Consider the following 21,807-nt stretch of genomic DNA (forward strand, 5'->3'; position numbering starts at 1 on the left):
GGCTGGCATACATTCTAACTAATGAGCGCTTATTTTATATTTATATTATACAATCTAGCTGCGTATCAGCTTACCAACTTCTTCCATCGGGCGGGAATGGACGACACGAAGGCGGGCGCAGACAAGAAAGACGACGCGGCCGAAGTTGCCAAGCAGGGCTTCGAGGCGCTGATGGCGGGTAAGGACGACATTATCGCCGGTTCACTCAAGACAAAGATTCTGGCCAGCGCGAGCAAGGTTTTGCCTGATACCGTTAATGCCGAAATGCACCGCCAGCTTACTGAACCGGGATCTGCTAACAAATAATTCGCGCCCGTCTTATCTATTCTTATGTGCAGATTTAAAGGACGTAAACATCGCAGATAATGGCAAGATTGCTGCCGATAAAAGCGTGTTTACTTCTCCGAGTAGTGACGATTTAGCACAGTTTTCTCAGGCGTTCATCGATGGCATTATGCAGCATCGGCATTGGATGCGAACTGAGGAATAAATGGTTCTCGCCTAAGTAATTTAGTGCAGCACATTTATGCAAATTCATCATCTCAATTGTGGCTGTATGTGTCCCATTGGAGGGGCGCTTTTCGATGGCTTCAGTCGGGGTTTGACGGCTCACCTCGTCTGCCACTGTCTGCTCGTTGAAACGAATCAGGGACTTGTTCTGATCGATACCGGTTTCGGATTGCGGGATATCGAGTCGCCTTACTCCCGGCTCAGCCCGTTTTTCGTCCACTTTAATAACATCCAGTTCGATCGCAAGTACACGGCAATCCATCAAATTGAACAGCTCGGATTTTCACCAAGCGATGTGCGCCATATTGTGCTAACCCACCTCGATTTCGATCATGCCGGTGGTCTAGAGGATTTCCCGGAAGCAACGGTACACGTCATGCAGGCTGAAATCGATGCCGCACAGGATCGGCACGGTTTCATCACAAAAAGGCGCTATCGTCCGGGGCAGTGGGATGAAGTCAAACGCTGGAAATACTATTCGGCGGGTGGCGAACCTTGGTTCGGTTTTGAAGCTGTCCGCGACCTCGACGGGTTGCCGCCGGAAATTTTGCTAATCCCGTTGGTGGGGCACACGCGGGGTCATGCTGGCATTGCCATTGATACACCCGATGGCTGGCTCCTGCACGCAGGCGATGCCTATTTCTACCGACACGAGATGGATGCCACTAACCGGCGCTGCACGCCCGCTTTGCGCGCCTACCAATGGATGATGGAGGTCGATCGCAAGGCTCGGTTGCTCAATCAAGGCCGGCTGCACGCATTATCGGTGGAACATAGTAAAGATGTGCGCCTGTTTTGCAGTCACGATGCTATTGAGTTAAAAGCCTTCGTTGACGGGTCTAGTAGCTCTTAAAACTAGAAATTTCATCATTACTATTGATTAGGTAAAGTAGGCGATTGGAGAAGTTGCACCCGGACTGCTGTCTGGATTTTGAGACATCTTAAATTTACAACTCAAAACTCTTTAGTGCAGCGAAGCGGTGAGTGAGTCCTAGTAGTTTCTTGAAGAAGGCATTTATGAATCTCAGCAGACGCAATATGTTAAAAGTAACTTCTGCTTCGGGTTTGGTTGCAGCAGGGCTGGCAGCTTCCGAAGGGTTGTTGAAACCTGTGTTAGCTCAAGATGAACCGACCCAACTAGACGCTGAAAGTCCAGTTGCCCAAGGTCAAATCCAAAGCGGGGAGATGAGTTACAGGACGCTGGGACGCACAGGAGAGCGAGTGTCTGCAATTGGCTTGGGGGGACACCATATCGGACGCCTTCGAGAGGAGCAAGAAGCTATTAAGCTCATTCGCAGTGCGATCGACCGCGGCATTAATTTCATGGACAATTCTTGGGACTATCACAACGGACGCAGCCACCGCTGGATGGGTGCAGCGCTCAAGGATGGCTATCGGCAAAAGGTGTTTCTGATGACCAAAATTGACGGCCGCACTAAGGGCGCTGCGATGATGCAGATTGATGAGTCACTGAAGGCGTTGCAGACCGATCGCATTGACCTAATGCAGCATCACGAAATTATTCGGATGGAAGACCCCGATCGCATTTTTGCTCCCGGCGGGGCTATGGAGGCGGTAGTAGAAGCGCAGAAGGCGGGCAAGATTCGTTACATCGGGTTTACAGGACACAAAGACCCTTTGGTTCACCTGCGAGTGATGGAAATTGCCGCTCAAAACAATTTCCGTTTTGACGCGGTACAGATGCCGCTGAACGTGATGGACGCTCATTTTAGAAGTTTTGAGCAACAAGTTCTGCCGGTGCTGGTGAAGAACCAAATAGGTGTATTGGGGATGAAATCTATGGGCGACCCCTACGTGCTTAGAAGCAATACAGTAAGCCCGATCGAATGTCTCCACTATGCGATGAATCTGCCTACTTCAGTTGTGATTACTGGCATTGATAGTATGCAAATCCTCGATCAAGCCTTTGAGGCCGCTCGCACCTTTAAGCCGATGGATCGAGCACAAGTTACAGCAATGCTTAATCGCACTCGCGAGGCGGCGGCAAAAGGGCAATACGAACTGTATAAAACTACCAACCAATTTGATAGTACCGCCATGAACCCATCGTGGCTAGGTTGACACTCCCCTGGCTAAAGCCGAGGGGATTCTTGTTTCGCAGAATCGACTTGCCGATGCAGAATTGCTTCAACATCGGTAGCGGTCAATTCTCCACAAGCGTTCGGATCTAAGATCCAAGTTCCGGTGTGCCCCACCGTACTTAATCCCCGACTCAGGATATTTCTAGCGGCGTTCCAATCTCTATCAAGGGTGCATCCGCACTGACAAGCGTGGGTTCGCGTTGATAGACTTTTCTTAACAACTGTCCCGCAGCTAGAACATTCTTGACTTGTTCCATTGGGTGGCACGGCAATCGTAATCCTTCCGAATACTTTGCCGAAATATTCCATCCATGTTCGGAACATATACCAAGATGCGTCGTTAATCGATTTGGCTAAACAGTGATTCTTCACCATATTTTTAATCCTCAAATCTTCGTAGGCTACACAGTCGTTTGACTGGATGACGCATCTTGCCAATTTCACGGCAAAATCTTTACGCTGTCTACTTATTTTGAGGTGGCGCTTTCCTAGAATCACTCTAGCTTTTCTTCTGTTTTGCGAACCCTTGACTCGTTTTAAAACTCGTCTTTGAGCTTTTTTTAATCTGTACTCTCCCTTGCCCAGAAATCGCGGATTTTCGACGGCAACGCCATTTGAGTCTGTGTAGAACTCTTTGAGCCCCACGTCTAATCCAATCGCATTGCCTGTGACCTCAATCTTTTGAGAGCGGTCAACTTGGACGCAAAACTGGACGAAATATCCGTCTGCTCGCTTTACTAAGCGTACTCGCTTGATTTGACGGAGCTGATAAAAATGTAAGTCGCGCGTCCCTTTTAGTTTGAGTTTCCCGATTCCTTTCTTGTCGGTAAAAGTGAGAGATTTCCGGTCGGTTGCCAGACGCCATCCGGTTGTCTTATATTCGACCGAGCGGTTGTCTTTCTGGAACTGCGGAAATCCCTTTTTTCCCGGAATTTTCTTTTTACAGTTATCGTAGAATCGGGAGATTGCCGACCACGCTCTTTCTGAGCTAGATTGCCGAGCCATGCTGTTCAAGTCATCGCAAAACGAAAATTCTTTAGCTAAAACAGCGCTGTACTTATTTAAGTCGTATTTATCGACTTTTTGGTTGTCCATCCAAAAGCGCAATGCTTTGTTGCGGATGAACTGCACTGTTCTAATTGCTTCATCTATAGCATCTAATTGCTGCTTTTTACCGTATGCTTTGAATTCAAAAACTAGCATGACTTCGACCCGATCACGATACTCTTATGCTAGCAACGCTAGCTTAACATCGCTAAACTTGTTCACAAAGCTTTACAAGTACGTGTCGTATCCCCTACATTAGGAGAAAGCCGTCGAGCGAAGGACGGGGTTTTAAACCCAATTTCTTGATAACCCACCAAGGCTAGAGGAGAGGTTGTCTCCGGCTCTTTTGGATTGTTTCTAGGGAGCAGAGAGAAGAGGGAAGTTTTTTAGTTTTAACTTAAATAGTTCAAGCTTTACCCCAGCGCAGTATTACGAGGAACAAAGCAATTTCAAAAATCAAAACTATCTGTCAATTTCCCCTTACCACTTTCCTGACATCGCGCCCTTGAGCCTCAATTCTTCTCGACTGACTAGAGCTTCGTAGTAATCGGGTTTGATTTCGAGGGCGACTCCGTAAGAGCTAATAGCATCTTGAGTTCGCTGCAATTTTTGCAAAACGTCACCCCGCTGCGCCCAAGCTTCCCAGTTGTCTGGCTTGAGTTGAATCACTTGGTCAAAAGCGACGAGTGCTTGGGAATAATTCTGCATTTCCCCTAGGATCAGACCTCGCTGTACCCAGCCTTGATAGTTGTCCGGCCAGACAGTAATTGCTCGATCGTATGATGCTAGAGCTTGTTCGTACTGCTGCAATTTTGACAAAGCGTTGCCACGTTTCAACCAAGCTTCAAAATTGTCTGGCACGATTTTTAGTACGCGGTTGTAAGCTGCGACGGCTTCTTCGTAACGCTGCAATTTTTCCAGCGCTGCGCCTTGCTGCAACCCTACTTTTGATGTAATTTCTGCTTCTGAAGTCAGAGAGATTACTTTATCAAAACAGGATATCGCTTCTTCGTATTGCTGTAATTTTTCCAGAGCTTCGCCTCGCAAGTTCCAAGCTTCTAGAAAATTACCTTCAATTTGTAGGGCATTGCTGTAAGCGATAATTGCCTCTTTGTAGCGTTCCAATCCTGCTAGGGCGATGCCTCTACCCAGCCAAGCTTCGGGAAAATTCGGATTAATTTGAACGGCTTGGTCAAAAGCTGCGATCGCCCCTTCAAAATCTCTCGATTCAGACAGTGTTTGACCGCGCCCGATCCATGCTTCGGGATAAAAAGAATTAATTTGAATTGCCCGATCGAAACAAGCAATTGCCGCATCCGCCCACTGGTGTTTGAGGGCCATTCCTTTATAAAACCAAGCTTCGCAGTCGTTGGGCTGCATTTGCAGTACGCGATCGTATGCAGTCACCGCTTCTGCATATTTGTGCAGTTTTGCGGAAGCAATGCCCCGATTGAACCAAGCCAGACTATTTTGTGGTTGCAGTTGAATGGCGCGATCGTAAGAAGTTACAGCTTCAGCGTAGCGTTCGGCTTTCATTAGAGCCAAACCTCGGTTCAGCCAAGCTTCCCAATTAGTCGGGACGAGTTTCAGCGCCCGCTCGAAAGCCGCCACGGCTTCAGGATAGCGCTCCGCTTGAACCAACACGTTGCCTTGCCGATACCACATGGCGGGCAAATTCGGATGAAGTTGGGTTGCTTTTTTGTAACAGGTTGCGGCTGCATCCCACTGCTGCAATTCCTCTAAAACTCTGCCCCGCTGATACCAAGCTTCGTGCTTTTCTGAATTGATTTGAATTGCGGTGTCGAAAGCCGCGATCGCTTCTGAGTGATTTTGCAAACTTAACAGCCCTGTGCCGCGCAGCATCCAAGCCCAGTATTCTTCGGGATTAATTGCTGTAGCTCGATCGGCGCAGGCTACGGTTTCTGCGTAGGAATGCAGTTGCTTGTAAGCTTTGCCCAGATTCAGCCACGCCCGGGCCCAGTCCGGCTTAATTTGAACGGCTTTTCCGTAGCAAAGAACTGCCGCTTCGTACCTTCCTGCGGCGTACAATCTATTGCCCCGATCGTAGTCTGGAAATGCTGCAAAAATTCTTAAAATCGGCGGCAGCAGAGCAGGTTGGGGGTTTGAGGAGTTTTCTGTAGCCGAAGTCGAGAGGTCTGGCATACGCCTTTCACATAAAAATTTAGTGGGATAACAAGCTTGCGGTCTTATATATTAACTTATGCTTTTCTTAATATCGCTGCTGTTTTGAAACAAATTTAGCATATCAGGCTTGGTGCGACAAATCCTTTTTACTTAATTCGAGTAGGTATAAAATTATGCACCCTTCCCACTTTTGGTACACCCCTGTAAGATACGGTCAGTCGATTTTCGATTTTCGATTTGCGATTTTCGATTGACCGAAAGCATCGAGGACACAAGCACATATGCCCTAATTCAGGTTTAAAACCAAATTTAAGATGCTAGAGTTGCACACGCTTTTAGATTTCACTGACTGCGATTGGGAGTCGATCGACTCGCACCCGAATTATTGGTACGAAGGCCGTTGTCCTCAAAGCGACGAGCTGCTGAGACTGCCCCGCACTCGAATGTCCGAGGAGCTCGCCCGCGGTTTTATGCAGTACCTTGCGGCTGACGGTGCCTACGATCGCGAAGGCAAGATGTACGGCATATTACTGGTGGAGATGCCTTCGGGGGAACAGCGGATACTCAAAGCATTTTCCGGGCTGCTGAACGGTTGCAGCATTGTTGAGGGCTGGGTGCCGCCGATTCCGGGACGAGATCGAGTTGCTTTTGAGGAAGCCCGCACGTTAACTCAATTGGAGGCGATGAAACAGGAACTTATTGCACTGAATCAACTCCCGCAGCGACAAGAGTATGAAGCCTTATTTCGGGAGTTTGAAGTGCAATTGCAAGTTTTGAGCGATCGCCACCGCAATTGCAAGCTGCAGCGAGATGAAAAACGCCAGTTACTGTGTCAAACTCTCGCAGCAGAAACACTAGAAGTTGCCCTGGAACAACTGAATCAAGAAAGCCGTTTGGAGAAAATGGAACGCAGGCAATTAAAACGGCAGCGGGATGAAACATTGCACCCGCTAAAACAATTAATTGAAGCAGCAGATGGGCGGATGCGGGCGCTGAAACAGCAGCGAAAAGAACTTTCCCGCGAACTTCAAACGCAAATGCACGCGGCTTACACTCTGGTGAATTTTTTGGGAAAATCTATCTCGCTCTCCTCATTGATGCCAACCAATTCTATTCCCACTGGCACCGGCGACTGTTGCGCGCCAAAATTGCTCCACTACGCGGCAGTACACAACCTGAAACCGCTGGCAATGGCTGAGTTTTGGTGGGGGCCGCCATCGGGGGATAAGATTCAGGGAGAATTTTATGGCGCTTGTAGCGATCGGTGTCAGCCGTTGATGGGTTTTTTGCTGTCAGGATTGGCTCAAAATCCGATTGTTTCTAATATGGATGAGGGTTTTACGGGCGGGCTAGAAGCCCACCCCACAAGCAATAATTTTTCTTGTGGAACGGGCATCTTGCCCGTTACGCAAATGCTACCGATTATTTATGAAGACAAATGGTTGATTGCGGTTAATAAACCCTCTGGATTGTTGTCAGTTCCGGGTCGTTATCTGCAAAATCAAGATAGTGTTTTTAGTCGTTTGCGTAACTTATTACCGGATAGTTTTGATTTGAATGCGGTGCATCGTTTAGATTGGGAAACATCAGGTATTTTGCTATTGGCGCGGGACAAAGAAACCAGCAGTCAACTCAGGCAGCAATTTGAAACAAAGCAGGTTCACAAAGTTTATGAAGTGCTGCTTTCGGGTAGTGTAAAAATTGAGGCGGGGACGATCGATCTCCCACTTTGGGGCGATCCAGAAAATCGCCCTTACCAGCAAGTCAATTGGGAGTGCGGAAAACCCAGCGTTACTCGCTTTCAGGTAATGGCGAGGGAGGGAAATTGCGATCGCGTCGAGTTTTTGCCGCTGACGGGACGCACTCATCAATTGAGGGTTCATGCAGCGGATGTTCGAGGGTTAGGAATACCGATTTTGGGCGATCGGCTTTACGGATGTCGGGCTGCTGCGAAGCGGCTACACTTACACGCGCGGGAACTTTCTTTTGAGCATCCGCAGTTGGGAGAAAGGTTATACTTAAAGGCAGAAACACCATTTTGAGCTAAGGGCGATCGGGCAACGAAGGATAGTTGAGCAGTAGGAATTACAGATAGAGGCAGGCCATATTTATTGTTGAGTAATCGGAGCAACAAATGGGGGGACTTCAGCTTAACTTGTCACCCATGAGTAGAGCAGGGAACGAGCTACTTATTACTGATTACTTCTTATTTATTTTATATGGCATTACTCGGAAATCTCTGCTTCAAAACAGGCATTAGCGGACAAGGTTTTTGCTCCTGCAAATTCTCCGGTTTGTTCCAAGTAAAAGGCCCTTTCTTCTCCGCCGCCATCCACAGCAAGCTTTTTGCTCGCGTCATCGCCACATACAGCAGTCGAAATTCTTCTGCTGTTTTCAAATAACCTGCTTGTTCCCAGGCTTCGCCTAGATTTGGTAAAGGATATTTTTCGTGCAAACTTGCTCGAATCTGCGCTCTCGCTACCTCTGCTAAAGTGAAATCTCCTAAAAATCGGGTTTGCGGCAAAACTCGCAAATTTCCGGGGATGGTTTGTTCGTGCAGAAACGGCAAAAATACGCAATCCCAATCCAATCCTTTGGCTTTGTGCATGGTAATAATTGTTAGTTGACCTTTGCTGGTATAGCGTTCTTCTATTTTGTCGTCTGCATCCACAGGTTCAAATCTTTCGGAACTGACAATTTCACTGAGTACATCCAAAATATTCCGCATGGAATTGTTGCCGGCTGTTTGGATTGCTACTCGTTCTGCTAATTTGTCGGCGGTGGCTAATTCTGTTTGGTCGTATTGCAGCGCTAAGGCTAAGAATGAAATGATTTGGTAGGGTGGCAGTTCTAAACTAGCTTGCAGCAAACCGCAGCAAAAATAGCGGCATTTGCGAACGGGATCTGACTGCTGGGGGTCTAGCGGGCCTGGGTAAAGAAATTGCTCGGGGCTAGTCGCAAAAGCATTGTAGTCTTGTTTGGGGATCAGTTGCCGATCGCTCAAAATCTTTAAGGCTGCTTTCAGGTAGTCTGGAGAGTGCGGGCGATCGAGGAATTGCAGCAGTGTTAAAATTTCCCAAGGTACTTGAGAATGTCTGTCCCGCTCTCCCACATCCTCAATTTTAATCCCGTATTTCCGCAAATCAAAGCTTAATCCGTGTTTTTTAGGATTTTCCAGCACTTCTTTGATAAACTTACCTTGTTTGTTTTCGCGCACCAAAATAGCCATCGATTTCAGATTTTCTAACGGCAATTTGGCACTATTTTCCCCCTCACTCGCTTCTCCCCCTGAATCGATATCTTTGCCATCCCTGCCAAATTCAAAATCGGTGGGTAAAAATTCCTCTACCAACTCAATTACCCGCTTGCCAATTAACTCAATTGTATGGTAAATATCGCGGGGAGTATGCAATTCTAAGCCGCGACCAATGGGAGCCGGATTTGCATTCTGCTGCGGGTCATGGCTGGGTACTGGCTTAATAGTTTGGTCGCGAAAAGGCTGTTCTGTTCCCGCTAATTTCGAGCTATTTACCCATTGCAACATAAAGTTAGCCGCATCGATAATCACCTGGGTGCTGCGGCCTGCGCCGTCCATTGTCGCTAACTTATTCTCTACTTCGCACCGATCGCAAAATTGGTTAAAATAAATCGGGTCGGCAGGAGTGAAAGTAGAATTAATCGCTTGATTTGGGTCGCCAACTCTGATAAAATTGGGAGGTAAAGTAGGATGATCGGGATCGATCGCCAATGTTTCCAAAAGCCGAGTCTGCAAAGGTGTCGAATCCTGTGCTTCGTCCTCGAAAACGGCAAATACTTGCTTTTGCTCCATCGCCCTCGCCCTCGGATTTTCCAACACCCGCAAAGCTGCTAAAATCATCTCGTCGTAATCGATGAATTCCCGACTCCTCAACAAAGCCTGATATTTTTGATATAAACCCCCAGCTACTGCTAAAATCTCATAACCGTCCCCTGTATCAAGAGCGTTCATTTCTAACAACTGTTCGGGAAATAAACCAGAAGATTTCGCCTCGTGAATCACAGTTTTAGCTACCTGCGGCAAAATTTCTGTCCGCAAAACCGATTGTCGCCGCAGCCTCTCCGTTTCCTCTCCGTCGAATTGCTGTCCTTCCAACAAAACTTGATATCGGCGGGGATTTTCGGCAATCCAAAGTTCTACACAGGTACGAATTAATCGGTGACTTTGAGTGGGAGTAACTAAAGTTGAATTTTCTAAATTTAAACCCGACAAATCAGGATGGCGCATCGCAATATTCAAAGCTAAACCGTGCAAAGTGTGCACCGCAAAACCGCCTTGAGATAAAGACAATTCTGCCAATCTTTCCCGAATTTTAGCTTTAATATTAGCAGCAGCCGATCGCGTAAATGTCACGACAATTAACTGGCGGCGGCTGTGAAGCTGGTTGCGGGCGATCGCAATTGCCGACGCAGCAGCCATTCCCGTAGACTTCCCGGCCCCCGGAACCGCCGAAACAGCAAGGGGGCCGCCTTGCCAATCCGCCATGTCCTGCTGCCCCGCACGCAAGCTTTCGCGAATTTTAAGGCAAGCTTGTTCTCGCAAAACTCCGGCAAACCCTGATTCGGAAAGCGTTGAGGCTACATCCGGGCGATCGATCTGGGCTGTCGATCGCATAAAATCAGTATCAAATTCATCTGTCATGCGATTTTAGATTTTAGATTTTAGATTAGAAAAATATTTGTGGGGTTCAGCATTTTCAAACGGTATCAGAAACCGACGTGCTTTAGTTGCGATGCCTCTGCGCAGAACCCAAACCGTCATTGCGCCAACATCGATCGACCTACATCTGCGGTTAGAAATCCCCAAGTATTCAACCTCTACCGTTTCCATTTCGGTATCGGCTAAACTAACACTATCTATTGAAGCTTAAATTGAAACCAGCATAAAATTCAATACCCAAGCCTTTTTTATAGGAATCACCCAAATGGAAACTCACCTCAAAACCAATTCGCCCCCGCCCAAGCCAAACCCAAACCCAGCTAACAAAAGCACAACTCGTTTTGCTGTGGCGTTATTCTTAACTTTATCTTCAACCATTGCTTTGCCTAGCTGCGGATCTCCACTGCCCAACGCTACAGGCGGCGAAGCTTCATCTAGCATCCGTGAAAACCAAGTTCCCACATCGGCTCCACCACCACCAGCCGCACCCGAGCCAGCAGCCCAAAGGCTAAAAGCTTCTGGTTCATCAAAAAAAGCAGCAGAAACGACCGCAACCCGTCCCCAACTGATTAAAAAAGCCGAACTCAGTGTAGTTGTCAAATCTATTGACGCCAGCACTAAATCTGTTACCAATATTGTCGAAAAACAGCAAGGCGATATCTTGGGTTTCCAAAATCAAAAGCCGCCGGATTCGAGTGTCCGCCAAACGGCGTCTGTGGAGATTCGCGTGCCTCAAGAACGTTTAGAAACGACTTTAGAGGCTTTGGCAAAACTCGGAACTGTAGAGAACCGTTCTCTGACGGCTGAGGATGTTACCGATCAATTAGTTGACAGCGAGGCTAGGCTGCGGAACCTCCGCAAATCCGAGGAAATGGTGTTAAAAATTATGGAGCGATCGGGCTCTGTCGGCGACGTGCTCAAAGCTGCTCAGGAGTTGAGCAATATTCGGGAGTCGATCGAACGCATTGACGCTCAGTTAAAAAGTTTGCGAAATCAAGTAGCTTATTCGACTATTAGCTTAACTCTAGAAGCAGCAGTATCGGCTCAACAAACTCAGGAACCTTCTCTAGGCTTGCGGGTACAGGAAACTTGGGGGAAAGCGACTCATTCTGTGGGTGAATTGACGCTCGGTTTGTTTAGTTTAGGTATTTGGCTATTGGCTTACAGTCCTTATTTGCTGTTAATTGCGGCTGCGGTTTACGGCTTTAATCGATTTAAGAAACAGCATTCTGTTCCGACAATTCAAGAGCCGAAACCGCCTCAGTAGTCAGTAGTCAGTTGTTAGTTGTTAGTTGTTATTAGCTTTCCAGTCAACAGTCAACAGTCAACAGTCAACAGTCAACTGACTAATCATCAATTTGCCATCCATCTTTGGTATAGTCTTCATCCACTATCTTTTTGGGACGCATCACCAGAACAACTCGCCCCAAAATAGGAATATCTGGGGATTGTTCAAACCAGTACAATTCTAAATTGCCCCCGTTATCGGCGAGGAAATAACTCTCAGCATCCCACTGTCTTTGGGCTCGATCGGCAATAATCAAAACTTCTTCAACTTTGCCTTGCAGCGGTACCGGCAATCGATCGCTCATTCCCAAAACCGCCACCGGATCTTCAGCGTTCAAAATTACCTGCCATCCGGGAATCGCCACCCAAGCTCCCGCTCCGGAAAATTTTACCATTCGGAACGGCTCGATTTCCTCCGGCAAAGGCACTGCCACCAAATCTGTAGTAGAAAGCGGCAATTTGCCCACAACCGGGACAACGCGCGGCAATTGTTCCTCGGTATCGAGCCGGTAGACGGGCAATCGGGGCGCTTCCCGTCTCGGAACTACGGTAAAATCGACGAGCAATTGCTCTATTTGCGCCCTAGCGGTTTGGCTGCTAGCTAATTTTAAACCGCGAGCAATTAAGCGCGATCGCTCTTGCAAATCGCTTTTCTGTCTCGCCAATTGCCAGCATTGGTAAGCCATAGCATCGCCGGGAGTGTCTGTGAACCCTTGGGGGAGACTCCCGAAGTGCGAAAACTCCTTGATGGCTTTAGCAACTTGGCGAGCATCGTCAACATCCAAATTGTGGGTTAGCATCAAAGCAGCCGCCCCGGCCCGCTCTACTTGAGAGAGAATCCGAAACTCGTATAAGATATCGCTACCTTTGCCCAAAAAGTGCGATCGAACTTCCTCGGAAGCCCCAGCATTTACCATGCTGGTGTAGACTTGGGCTGCGACGCTCACTTGATTTTGCTGAATTGGCTCAAAACCTGTTTCTTCAAAAATCCTTTGAGAGTTGTAGCCAGCTTTTAGCAGTGCAGTGCAGGCCTGTCCCCACTCTACCCAAGTGCCTTCTTTTCGGCGGAGCGATCGAATTAACTTTTCGGCATCCACAGCAGTTGTGGAGGATGCAGATGCAGGAGGGGATGAATCTTGCGGTGTATCAGTCATAATTGAATCAAAAACTAGCGCTAAGTTATGTGTGGTTGGATACCGGCAAGGCTCGTGTCGCGGCAGAGCGATAGATTAATAGTAAGTGAGTTATGAGACTATTGTTACAGAATAGTTGCTCGCCTAAATTTACAAAGGGGAGTTTATCGTATTGTTATGGATAATGCCATTTCAGAGCTAGATCAAATTAAACGCCAGCTCATGACCCTACACAGACCGAAAAAGCCCAAAATGCTGGTAGTAGACGACGAACCAGACAATCTGGATTTACTCTACCGCACTTTCCGACGAGATTTTAACGTGCTCAAAGCTGAGAGCGGAATTCGCGCCTTGGAAGTCCTCGGCATCGAAGGCGAGGTCGCCGTCATCATTTCCGACCAGCGGATGCCCGAAATGAAGGGAACGGAGTTTTTGAGCAAAACCGTGCCCCAGTTTCCGAATACTGTCAGAATTATCTTGACTGGTTTTACGGACATTGAAGACTTGGTGGATGCGATTAACTCAGGACAGGTTTACAAGTATATCACCAAGCCTTGGGACCCGAACGAACTGAAAATGGTGGTGCAAAAGGCTGCCGAGACTTATGAAATTCTCAAGCAGCGGACTGAGGAATTGGATCGCGCCCAAAATCAAATACAACTGTTAGCAACAATCATGCAAACGGCTGTGGATTATCCGAGTTTGGAAGCAAGTTTAGACCCAATTGCTACTGCTATAAGTGATAATTTTTTGGCGGACTATTGCATTTTACAACTGGTGGACGGAAATGTTTTAATGCCACTCCAAGGCTGTCACACCACTGGTTCACCTGTGGAAAATTGGCTGGCAGATGATCCTCTGGTTCGAGAAGCAATTACCTCTCAAACTATTCAGGGTGCTGTGAATATTGGACTCGACACAAACCTAGCGAGTCTGCCGCACTATCAGAAATCCGGCATTCAAGCTCACCTGACCATCCCGGTGATTCACAAAGGTCGATCGATCGCCCTGATTTCCATGCAGTGGAAGCAGCCTTGTTCTCTGCGCCCCGACGAACTCACAACAGTTCACCTCGCCGCTCAAGAAGTTGCTTTGGTATTGACGAGTTTTCAGGGTCATTAGTCATCAGTCATGAGTCATCAGTCATTAGTCCTTAGTCCTTAGTCGCCTCTAAGTCTTGAGTTTAAAATGATAGCAAACCAATGAGTTTCGACAAAAGCTCAGCGCTCGCTAACAAATAAAAAAGCATTAATGACTGGCGACAGCATGACATGAATGCACGGATTAATTATTTTTTCCGGCTGACTTTACAAATTATCAATCACCAATGACAAATGACCGATGACTAATAACGCCGAACAAATTAAAACTATATTTAATCGAATTGCACCAGTTTACAACCAATTGAACGACTGGTTGAGCTTTGGGCAACACCGGATTTGGAAGCAAATGGCGGTGAAATGGAGCAGTGCCGGCCCCGGAAATACTTGTTTAGACTTGTGCTGCGGTAGCGGGGATCTAGCTTTGCTGCTGGCTAAACAAGCAGGGCCGACCGGTTGCGTATTTGGAGTAGATTTTTCCGCCGAACAATTAGCCGTGGCTGCGAGGCGCGATCGACCTTTTCTCACCCCTATAAGTCCCATCTCCTGGGTAGAAGCTGACGCCCTAGACTTGCCTTTTGCTGACAATTACTTCGACTGCGCCACAATGGGTTACGGCCTGCGTAACGTGACTGACATCCCCCGCAGTCTTCAGGAATTGCACCGCGTACTCAAACCCGGTGCCAAAGCAGCTATTCTCGACCTCCACCGCCCCAGCAATTCCCTAATGCGGAGCTTTCAGCAGTTTTATCTAGACACTCTCGTAGTGCCCATTGCTCAGCAATTTGGCATGACTCAAGAATATGCTTACATTAATCCTAGTTTAGAAAAATTCCCGATCGGCCAGCAGCAAGTCGCGATCGCCCGCCAAGCCGGATTTGCCTCCGCCACCCACTACCCCATTGCCGGAGCTATGATGGGAGTATTGGTACTGGGCAAAGCAATTTAAAATAAAAAATGCTTGCAGTCTAGATCAGCTATCTAACTATAGGGTGCACCGAGCCCTGTGCACCTTACCCTATTTTAATCCTCTATGAATGCGTCTGAAATTTGGCTGTTGTTGGCCCCACCTGTAGTGGGAGGAATTATTGGCTATTTCACTAACGATATAGCTATCAAAATGCTGTTCCGCCCCTATCGAGCTATTTACATCAAAGGGCGGCAGTTGCCTTTCACTCCCGGTTTGATCCCCCGCAACCAAGAGCGTTTAGCAAAGCGAATTTCCGACACAATTATGGGTTCCCTGCTGACGCCGGAGGAACTGCAAAACTTGGCGCGCCGCCTCCTGCAAACCGAGCGGATGCAGTCGATAATTCTCTGGCTGTTGCAGTTGGCGCTGGATCAGGTAAAAGCTGACGCCGAGCAAAAAACCGCTAAAATTCTCGCAAACATTCTGCGAGATTTGCTGGGGGAATCTATGCCGCGAATTCTCAAAGTTTTGGCGCGCCGGGAAGATTTTTTAGAAGCTCAGCTTAATCAAATTTTCGATCAAGTTTTGCTGGAGATTCAGCTAACGGAAGCTCAGGCGGCTCAGCTTGCTGAGTGGTTGTTGCAGGTAGTAATACCCCCGGAAGTGCTGAGGCAGGCTTTAATTGACTTTTTGACGGATCGCAATATTTCGATCATCGATGAAGGGTTTCGAGAAAAAACCAGCGGCACTTATTGGGTAGTAGCAAATTTGTTTGGTTTGCGGAATACTTTAACTCGGCTGCGGACTTTTTGTCTTGATGACAGAGAAGCGACAAATCAGCGCTTAGCAGAGTTAACTATTTCTTTGGGGATTCGCGGGCGAATTCAGGAATGGCTGCAAAATTTGTCGATGCAAAATTTACCGGTTTCGACTGTGAGACAGTTGCGAAAAACTATGCGCGACAGCGTTCGCAGCTACGTTCAGCAGCGGGGTACAGAGGTACTTGAGGGGTTGAGCAAATCTATTGATTGGGAAAATATTTCGCGGTTGCTTCTCAATCGATTGCAAACTTCAGCGGTGATGAGCGCTTCCCTCGGAATTGTCAGCCAAGAACTGGCTTTGGTTTTAGAGCGCTATTTAGAGCGGGATTTAGAAAATATTGTAGCTCAGGCTATCCCGATTTTGAATATTGACCAGGTGATTGTCGATCGAGTAAAAGGTACTTCTCCTGAAGAGTTGGAGTTAGCTATTCAGGGAATTGTCCAAAGCGAGTTGCAGGGAATTGTAAATTTAGGAGGGATTTTGGGTGTTTTTGTCGGCTGTTTGCAGACAGTTGTGGTTTGGATTCAACGGTGATTTATTTCGGCAGTTGTGAGATATTTGTTGTAGTCTAATATTCGCTCTCTCTGGCGCACCCAGTACCAAAAACCAGGTTTTTCGGCAGTAGTTGCCACCTAAGCCAGAAGGTTTTTGGTAGAAACCGGGTTTTTGTGGCCCAATCCTAATTTACCTATTTCCTAAATCTATGCCAGCCCCCAATTCGGACGATCGCACAAACATCCCCAAAAACCCGCGCAACCTCAGCCGCCAACAATACGAGCGTTTAACCGCAGAAATGGCCACTCCCTACCGGCCTCTGCGACAGTTTGTTTACATAGCTTGTGGCGCTTCGGGCTTTATCGGCGGCTTGGTTTTCCTCGCTAAAATTGCCTCTGGCCGGGAAATTGGCTCTGCTTTGCCTAATTTTGCCCTCCAAGTCGGAGTTGTGGCCCTGATGGTGTTCCTGTTTCGCTGGGAGCAGCGCGCCGAGGGCCGATCCCCGAAGTCGAAGTAACAAAAGTTTACAAATGGAGACAAAAATCTATCTGAGGCAAGGAAAAGTTAGAAATATAAAGAAATTATTATGAAATCGTGGTTTGCCAGCGATCCCTGTAATTATAATAGTGTGGCTTCAATTGGGGTCAGCAAATTTAAAGGCCCTAATCATAAACCGCTTGTAATTCGTTCAATTGGGGTCAGCTTTCATAAAGACCCTAAATATATTAAATAAATTTAAGCCCAGCGCCAGCCTTCACTGATAGAATAGCTGGCGTTCGGCATTTTGCTAGGATCGGGAGCTTGGGAGAGAGAATCATATCAATTTCGGTTGCACCGTCGGTGATGCTTGACAGTTGACTGTTGAGTATTGACTGTTGACTGTTGAATCGTGGTCGCAAAACTGAATGATTGAGTGTTATCAGTAGGGTGTGTACCGCGTACAGAGAGGCCGCTACAAGTGCCTTGAACCGAGTTTTTTGCCTAGCATCCGATATAGGTAATACCAGTTCCCAAAAATCATCCAACTGTAGACTTGTGATCGAAACCACGATCGTCATCACTCATTCGCAATTCTAAAATCTAAAATCTAAAATGGTATAAGTGCGGGGGCGATCAAATAATTTGGTATTTCCCGAAGACCTTAGCCTGTGCAGTAAGTAATGAAATGTGTCAAAGTCGAAGTAGAAAAAGATGTTGGGAGATTTTACTATGGGTCGATCCTTTTTCAAAGGGCGGTGGACATTATTTTTAGCAGCAGGCGCGGGAATTGTCTTTTACAGCAATGCTGCGGCGGCTGCCGAAAAGGTAGTGCTCAAATACAGTGCGATCCGAATGACTTTACCTGTCAGCGAATTAGAAATTTTTGCAGAAACTGGGCAAATGTCCCCCGCGTTAGAAATGCTGCTGGGAAAGGCAAAAAAAGACCCGGAAGCGGTTCGCAACAGTCTGATGAGACCGGTGAAAGTCAGTCAAAGCTTTTTGGATCGCACGCTTAACAGTAAGGTTGGGGAAATAATTCTCGATGAAGTGGGTCAGGTAATTCGCACTCCTTCTGGGGATGCAAATCGAGAAGCTTTGCGCGAGGCTTTGGTGCTATCGGCCACTAATGATAACGAGATTACACTGCTGGAAGCTATGAAGAATTATCCTACTCCAGAAGTTTACGTTGAGGGCGATCGTTTAGTTGAAGCTTACGGCAAACTTGTAGCTTTGTCAGAACAATTGGGCGGCGTTTCAGAACGGCTGCAAGACATTTTGAACAAGATTCGTCTGCCTAGATTGTAGTAGTGGATTTGGTCAAGGACGGTTGATTGCTTCGAGCGATCGCAGAATATTGCTGAACCTGCATCAATTACAGGGAAGTTACTTTTTTTTGTGCAAAATTTGCCTAATTTTGACACGAGTTAAAAACACAATCTAACTCCAGGCAAGCTTCAAACCAGACGGAAATCAGTCATTCCTAATGCAAAAATCAAAAATCAAAAATCAAAAATCAAAAATTAGATAACTTCGCTGTAAAATCTATATGGGGATAGATTTTCGACAGTTGACAAAAAAAATATCCCGAAGTAGTCTTGTTTTTTTTGAATAAAGTATTTAAAACACAAAATGCACGCAAGAGCTTGTGTATCGCCCATAAAATGAAATCCGATCGGGTGGACATGGGAGATTATCTATATTAATATAGAGAAACGCTGTCAGAATCAGGCGCTTGCGGAAAAACGGCTGGTCATTAGTAAGCTCGTGCTATAACAAATGCCATTGCGCAAGGCATCCCCAAAACTCTTGACTAAAAAAAGGTGAGAGAGTGGATTAATTAACAGCACCTCCAATCCCAATAAAATCTTACTTTTTAGGGGTCTACACTTTCACTCGCTCGACTCTATTTACTGGGTAACACTAGAAAAATGAACAACAATCCTATTCGTTCAAAAGACCGTTTTTTGGTTTTCGGCGCTCCGGCGATCGAAGATGCTGAAATTCAAGAAGTGGTGTCAACCATGAAAACAGGTTGGTTAGGTACAGGCCCTAAAGTCATGAGTTTTGAAAATGACTTCAAAGCTTACAAGGGTTCCCAGTACGCGATTTCAGTCAATTCCTGTACGGCGGCACTGCACTTGAGCATCCTCGCTGCTTCGTTAGAACCGGGGGATGAAGTCATTACTACTCCGATGACTTTTTGCGCTACAGTTAATGCGATCATCCACGCCGGGGCAACACCGGTACTGGCGGATGTAGATCCGGTGACAATGAATATTGACCCGGCTCAAGTAGAAGCTAAAATAACTCCAAAAACAAAAGCAATTTTGCCGGTTCATTTTGCAGGCCGTCCCTGTGACATGGATGCGCTTTGCGAGATTGCTCGCCGTCACAACTTGAAGTTAATTGAAGACTGCGCTCACGCGATCGAAACAGAGTACAAGGGGCGGAAAGCAGGCACATTTGGCGACTTCGGATGCTTCAGCTTTTATGTTACCAAAAACATTACGACGGGCGAAGGAGGAATGATTCTGGCCGGCCGTCAAGAAGACGCCGACAGGCTCAAAATTTTAGCGCTGCACGGTATGAGCAAAGATGCTTGGAAGCGCTTCGGAGACTCGGGTTACAAGCACTACCAAGTGGTGGAGGTCGGTTTTAAATACAATATGATGGATTTGCAAGCTGCGATCGGCATTCATCAAATGAAACGAGTTGCTCCTTATTGGCAGCGGCGGGAGCAGATTTGGCAGCGCTACAACGAAGCATTTGCGGATCTGCCGATTACTTTGCCCGCCAGTCCCGAACCGGATACAATTCATGCTTATCACCTCTACACCATTCTGGTAGATGAAGCCAAAGCAGGAATCAGCCGCGACGAGTTTCTCAACGCTATAAATGCTGAAAATATCGGTGTCGGCGTACATTACATGAGTATGCCGGAACATCCTATCTATCAACAAATGTTTGGATGGCAGCCGGAAGACTATCCGAATGCTAGCTACATCGGACTGCATACAATTAGCTTGCCGATTTCGGCCAAACTAACAGATGCAGATGTGGAAGATGTAATTGCTGCTGTTAAAAAATGTTTGGCGATCGGCAAAGATCGGACTCAATTAGAATTGACAGCCGGCCAAGCCACCTAGACTATTAGCTAGACAACAATGTGAAACCTCTCCGGCTAGTCACCATCTATTGAAGAACTGCTCACATTCAGTAACCTAAAATTCTACACCCTTTCAATGTAGTGGGGTTGGAGTCTTTTGTTCCTACATCTAGACTTTTGGGTATCCCCAAAACTATATTTGTAGCTCTTAAAAATTCTGAGACATGAACTCTTTGGGGTGCCGAATGTGAGTCCAAATCCTGTGAACCTAGATTTTGTATAGCTAGTTATTGAAATCACGGACTACCTCTCCCAAAAAAATGGCAGGGCGTGGGTTCAGCCAGCTAAAAATCATCTTTGCTCAGGAACAAATAACTGATGGTTTAGCATATTTCAATTTGTCAAGTTGCTAAGGAAAATAATCAATAATGAATAAACAGATTGGCTACTTTATCCCTGAATTTCCCGGACAAACTCATACTTGGATATGGCGAGAATATCAAGCAATGCTCGATCTTGGTATGGAACCTCACATGATATCAACCCGCCGTCCGCCCACTCAAGTTGTACATACTTGGGCTGAGAAAGCGCAAAGTATGACTGATTATTTGATACCATTTGAGATCAAAGATTTTGTGAATGTTCCCATAGAGCTCATCAAAGCTGGCCCGATTGCCTGGTGGCGCTGTCTCAGTGTAATTGCTAATACTAAAAATATATCCTTTTCTCAAAGACTTTACTATTTGGTATTGGTTGTTATGGGGGCTAAGCTAGCTTGGCTTGCCCGAACCCAGGGCTGGTCTCACGTCCACGTTCATTCCTGTAGCAATGCTGCTAATATTGCCCTATTTGCCTCCATACTTTCGGACATAACTTATAGTCTGGCTCTTCTCGGTCAGTTAGAAGATTTTGGGCCCAATCAAGAACAAAAATGGAAATATTCTGCTTTTGCTTCTGTAATGTCTGAACAACTCCTCAACTCGGTTAAAAATGACCTGGCAGGCTTCTTGCCAAAGGATGTGAGGGTGTCACCAGTCGGTGTAAATCTCGATGAAATTAAGCGTGAAACTCCCTATACTCCTTGGCAGGAAGGCAGTCAATGCCTAATTTACACTTGTGGCCGTCTCAATATAGCCAAAGGACAAAAGTACCTGATTGAGTCAATTAAGTTGCTTCGACAACAAGGGTTTGATGTCCGCTTGCAGATTGCTGGGGAAGATGCAAACTCGGGTAATGGCTACCGTAAAGAACTCGAGAAATTTATTCAAGAGCAATCAATGTCTGATTATGTTGAGCTGCTTGGTTCTGTCTCAGAAGAACGAAATCGCCAAGGTTATCAAGAGGCTGATATTTTTGTTTTACCCAGCTTGAAAGAGGGAATTTCTGTAGCTGTTATGGAAGCAATGGCTATGCAAACTCCTGTAGTAGTGACGCAGGTGGGTGGAATGGCGGAACTGATAGATAACGGTGTTGACGGTATGCTAGTCCCGCCGGAAAATCCCGAAAAAATGGCAGAGGCCATAGCAAAATTGCTAAAGGACAAAGAATTAACATTGAGCCTGATTCAAAAATCACGACAGAAGATTGCTGCTAAATTCCACCATCGGCGTAGTGCTCAGATATTACTTCAATCCTTGGAGGAACTCACTTCACGGGGTGAAAAGCAGGTTGAAAGCATTGCTGCGTCAAGGTTTTGAGTAAATGGTCAAGCGAAAATATCTGTGCGGGCATGAGTCAATAAAAGAGAGTGGCGATCGTAGAGAATCAGGTTCAAGCCTATCTCGGACGATCTTATGAGTCAATAAGCCTGTCTAGAATCCGCTATCTTTGTTGAGGTTCAGGGGATTCAATGCTTTTACTATCAAGGTAAGATAGGCGTTGTCGCCCCCTTAAGGAACTCAGCTCATTTTTTTAAGATGGAACACGGTGATTTTTTTGAGTAGGTATCGATAACGTCCTAGCTCCTGAATAGAA

Annotated in this window: 17 protein-coding genes; 12 read left to right on the plus strand and 5 right to left on the minus strand. The window is 46.7% G+C overall.

The features are described 5' to 3' along the window. The first annotated feature begins 96 nt into the window (after nucleotides 1-96). Nucleotides 97-306 (plus strand): hypothetical protein, encoded by a 210-nt coding sequence (locus QUA25_RS20460; protein ID WP_333040926.1) that lies wholly within the window; start codon nucleotides 97-99, stop codon nucleotides 304-306. Nucleotides 307-418: 112 nt separating this feature from the next. Here QUA25_RS20460 and QUA25_RS20465 read toward each other — a convergent pair whose 3' ends face one another. Continuing rightward, nucleotides 419-772, minus strand: a complete 354-nt coding sequence (locus QUA25_RS20465; RefSeq protein ID WP_333040979.1) for a hypothetical protein — start codon at nucleotides 770-772, stop codon at nucleotides 419-421. Here QUA25_RS20465 and QUA25_RS20470 point away from each other — a divergent pair. Then, nucleotides 662-1,363, plus strand: coding sequence for an MBL fold metallo-hydrolase (locus QUA25_RS20470; protein ID WP_333040976.1), 702 nt, complete (start codon nucleotides 662-664; stop codon nucleotides 1,361-1,363). The genes QUA25_RS20465 and QUA25_RS20470 overlap by 111 nt on opposite strands. 164 nt (nucleotides 1,364-1,527) lie before the next feature. Beyond that, nucleotides 1,528-2,592 (plus strand): aldo/keto reductase, encoded by a 1,065-nt coding sequence (locus QUA25_RS20475; RefSeq protein WP_333040928.1) that lies wholly within the window; start codon nucleotides 1,528-1,530, stop codon nucleotides 2,590-2,592. Between the two features lie 11 nt (nucleotides 2,593-2,603). Here QUA25_RS20475 and QUA25_RS20480 read toward each other — a convergent pair whose 3' ends face one another. Both QUA25_RS20480 and QUA25_RS20485 read right to left on the minus strand, forming a co-directional pair. Then, entirely contained in the window at nucleotides 2,604-3,815 is a 1,212-nt protein-coding gene (locus QUA25_RS20480) for a transposase (RefSeq protein ID WP_333040929.1), read from the minus strand. A 324-nt stretch (nucleotides 3,816-4,139) separates the two neighbouring features. Beyond that, nucleotides 4,140-5,822, minus strand: coding sequence for a tetratricopeptide repeat protein (locus QUA25_RS20485; protein ID WP_333040931.1), 1,683 nt, complete (start codon nucleotides 5,820-5,822; stop codon nucleotides 4,140-4,142). A 296-nt stretch (nucleotides 5,823-6,118) separates the two neighbouring features. On the opposite strand from QUA25_RS20485, the gene QUA25_RS20490 reads away from it, so the two are divergent. After that, nucleotides 6,119-7,846 (plus strand): pseudouridine synthase, encoded by a 1,728-nt coding sequence (locus QUA25_RS20490; protein ID WP_333040933.1) that lies wholly within the window; start codon nucleotides 6,119-6,121, stop codon nucleotides 7,844-7,846. Between the two features lie 173 nt (nucleotides 7,847-8,019). Here the strand turns inward: QUA25_RS20490 and QUA25_RS20495 are convergent, their stop codons facing one another. Next, the gene (locus QUA25_RS20495; RefSeq protein ID WP_333040934.1) at nucleotides 8,020-10,482 is read right to left on the minus strand and encodes an ATP-dependent helicase; all 2,463 of its coding nucleotides are present in this window, start codon (nucleotides 10,480-10,482) and stop codon (nucleotides 8,020-8,022) included. A gap of 283 nt (nucleotides 10,483-10,765) precedes the next feature. Between QUA25_RS20495 and QUA25_RS20500 the strand changes: the two genes are divergently transcribed. Further along, nucleotides 10,766-11,767: a DUF4349 domain-containing protein gene (locus tag QUA25_RS20500; RefSeq protein ID WP_333040935.1), complete on the plus strand. Its 1,002-nt coding sequence runs from the start codon at nucleotides 10,766-10,768 to the stop codon at nucleotides 11,765-11,767. A gap of 79 nt (nucleotides 11,768-11,846) precedes the next feature. On the opposite strand, the gene QUA25_RS20505 is transcribed toward QUA25_RS20500, so the two are convergent. After that, entirely contained in the window at nucleotides 11,847-12,941 is a 1,095-nt protein-coding gene (locus QUA25_RS20505; RefSeq protein WP_333040936.1) for a RuBisCO accumulation factor 1, read from the minus strand. 156 nt (nucleotides 12,942-13,097) lie between these two features. On the opposite strand from QUA25_RS20505, the gene QUA25_RS20510 reads away from it, so the two are divergent. The 7 genes from QUA25_RS20510 to epsE all read left to right on the plus strand — a co-directional run bounded on the left by QUA25_RS20510 (nucleotide 13,098) and on the right by epsE (nucleotide 21,530). Beyond that, on the plus strand, nucleotides 13,098-14,042 hold the full coding sequence (locus tag QUA25_RS20510; protein WP_333040938.1) for a response regulator: 945 nt from the start codon (nucleotides 13,098-13,100) through the stop codon (nucleotides 14,040-14,042). Between the two features lie 219 nt (nucleotides 14,043-14,261). Beyond that, on the plus strand, nucleotides 14,262-14,969 hold the full coding sequence (gene ubiE, locus QUA25_RS20515) for a bifunctional demethylmenaquinone methyltransferase/2-methoxy-6-polyprenyl-1,4-benzoquinol methylase UbiE (RefSeq protein WP_333040940.1): 708 nt from the start codon (nucleotides 14,262-14,264) through the stop codon (nucleotides 14,967-14,969). 84 nt (nucleotides 14,970-15,053) lie between these two features. Continuing rightward, complete coding sequence (locus tag QUA25_RS20520) at nucleotides 15,054-16,286, plus strand: DUF445 family protein (RefSeq protein WP_333040941.1); 1,233 nt, start codon at nucleotides 15,054-15,056, stop codon at nucleotides 16,284-16,286. 169 nt (nucleotides 16,287-16,455) lie between these two features. After that, nucleotides 16,456-16,764, plus strand: a complete 309-nt coding sequence (locus QUA25_RS20525; RefSeq protein WP_242723760.1) for a DUF3493 domain-containing protein — start codon at nucleotides 16,456-16,458, stop codon at nucleotides 16,762-16,764. Between the two features lie 692 nt (nucleotides 16,765-17,456). Then, entirely contained in the window at nucleotides 17,457-18,032 is a 576-nt protein-coding gene (locus tag QUA25_RS20530; protein ID WP_333040943.1) for an alpha/beta hydrolase, read from the plus strand. A 623-nt stretch (nucleotides 18,033-18,655) separates the two neighbouring features. Next, entirely contained in the window at nucleotides 18,656-19,873 is a 1,218-nt protein-coding gene (locus QUA25_RS20535; RefSeq protein ID WP_333040944.1) for a DegT/DnrJ/EryC1/StrS family aminotransferase, read from the plus strand. Nucleotides 19,874-20,261: 388 nt separating this feature from the next. After that, nucleotides 20,262-21,530 carry an exopolysaccharide biosynthesis GT4 family glycosyltransferase EpsE gene (gene epsE / locus QUA25_RS20540; protein WP_333040945.1) on the plus strand — a complete coding sequence of 423 codons (1,269 nt, stop codon included), beginning with the start codon at nucleotides 20,262-20,264 and terminating at the stop codon, nucleotides 21,528-21,530. The last annotated feature ends 277 nt before the right edge of the window (nucleotides 21,531-21,807 follow it).

Source organism: Microcoleus sp. Pol17C6 (assembly GCF_036701145.1).
In the GTDB taxonomy this organism is placed as follows: Bacteria; Cyanobacteriota; Cyanobacteriia; order Cyanobacteriales; family Microcoleaceae; genus Microcoleus.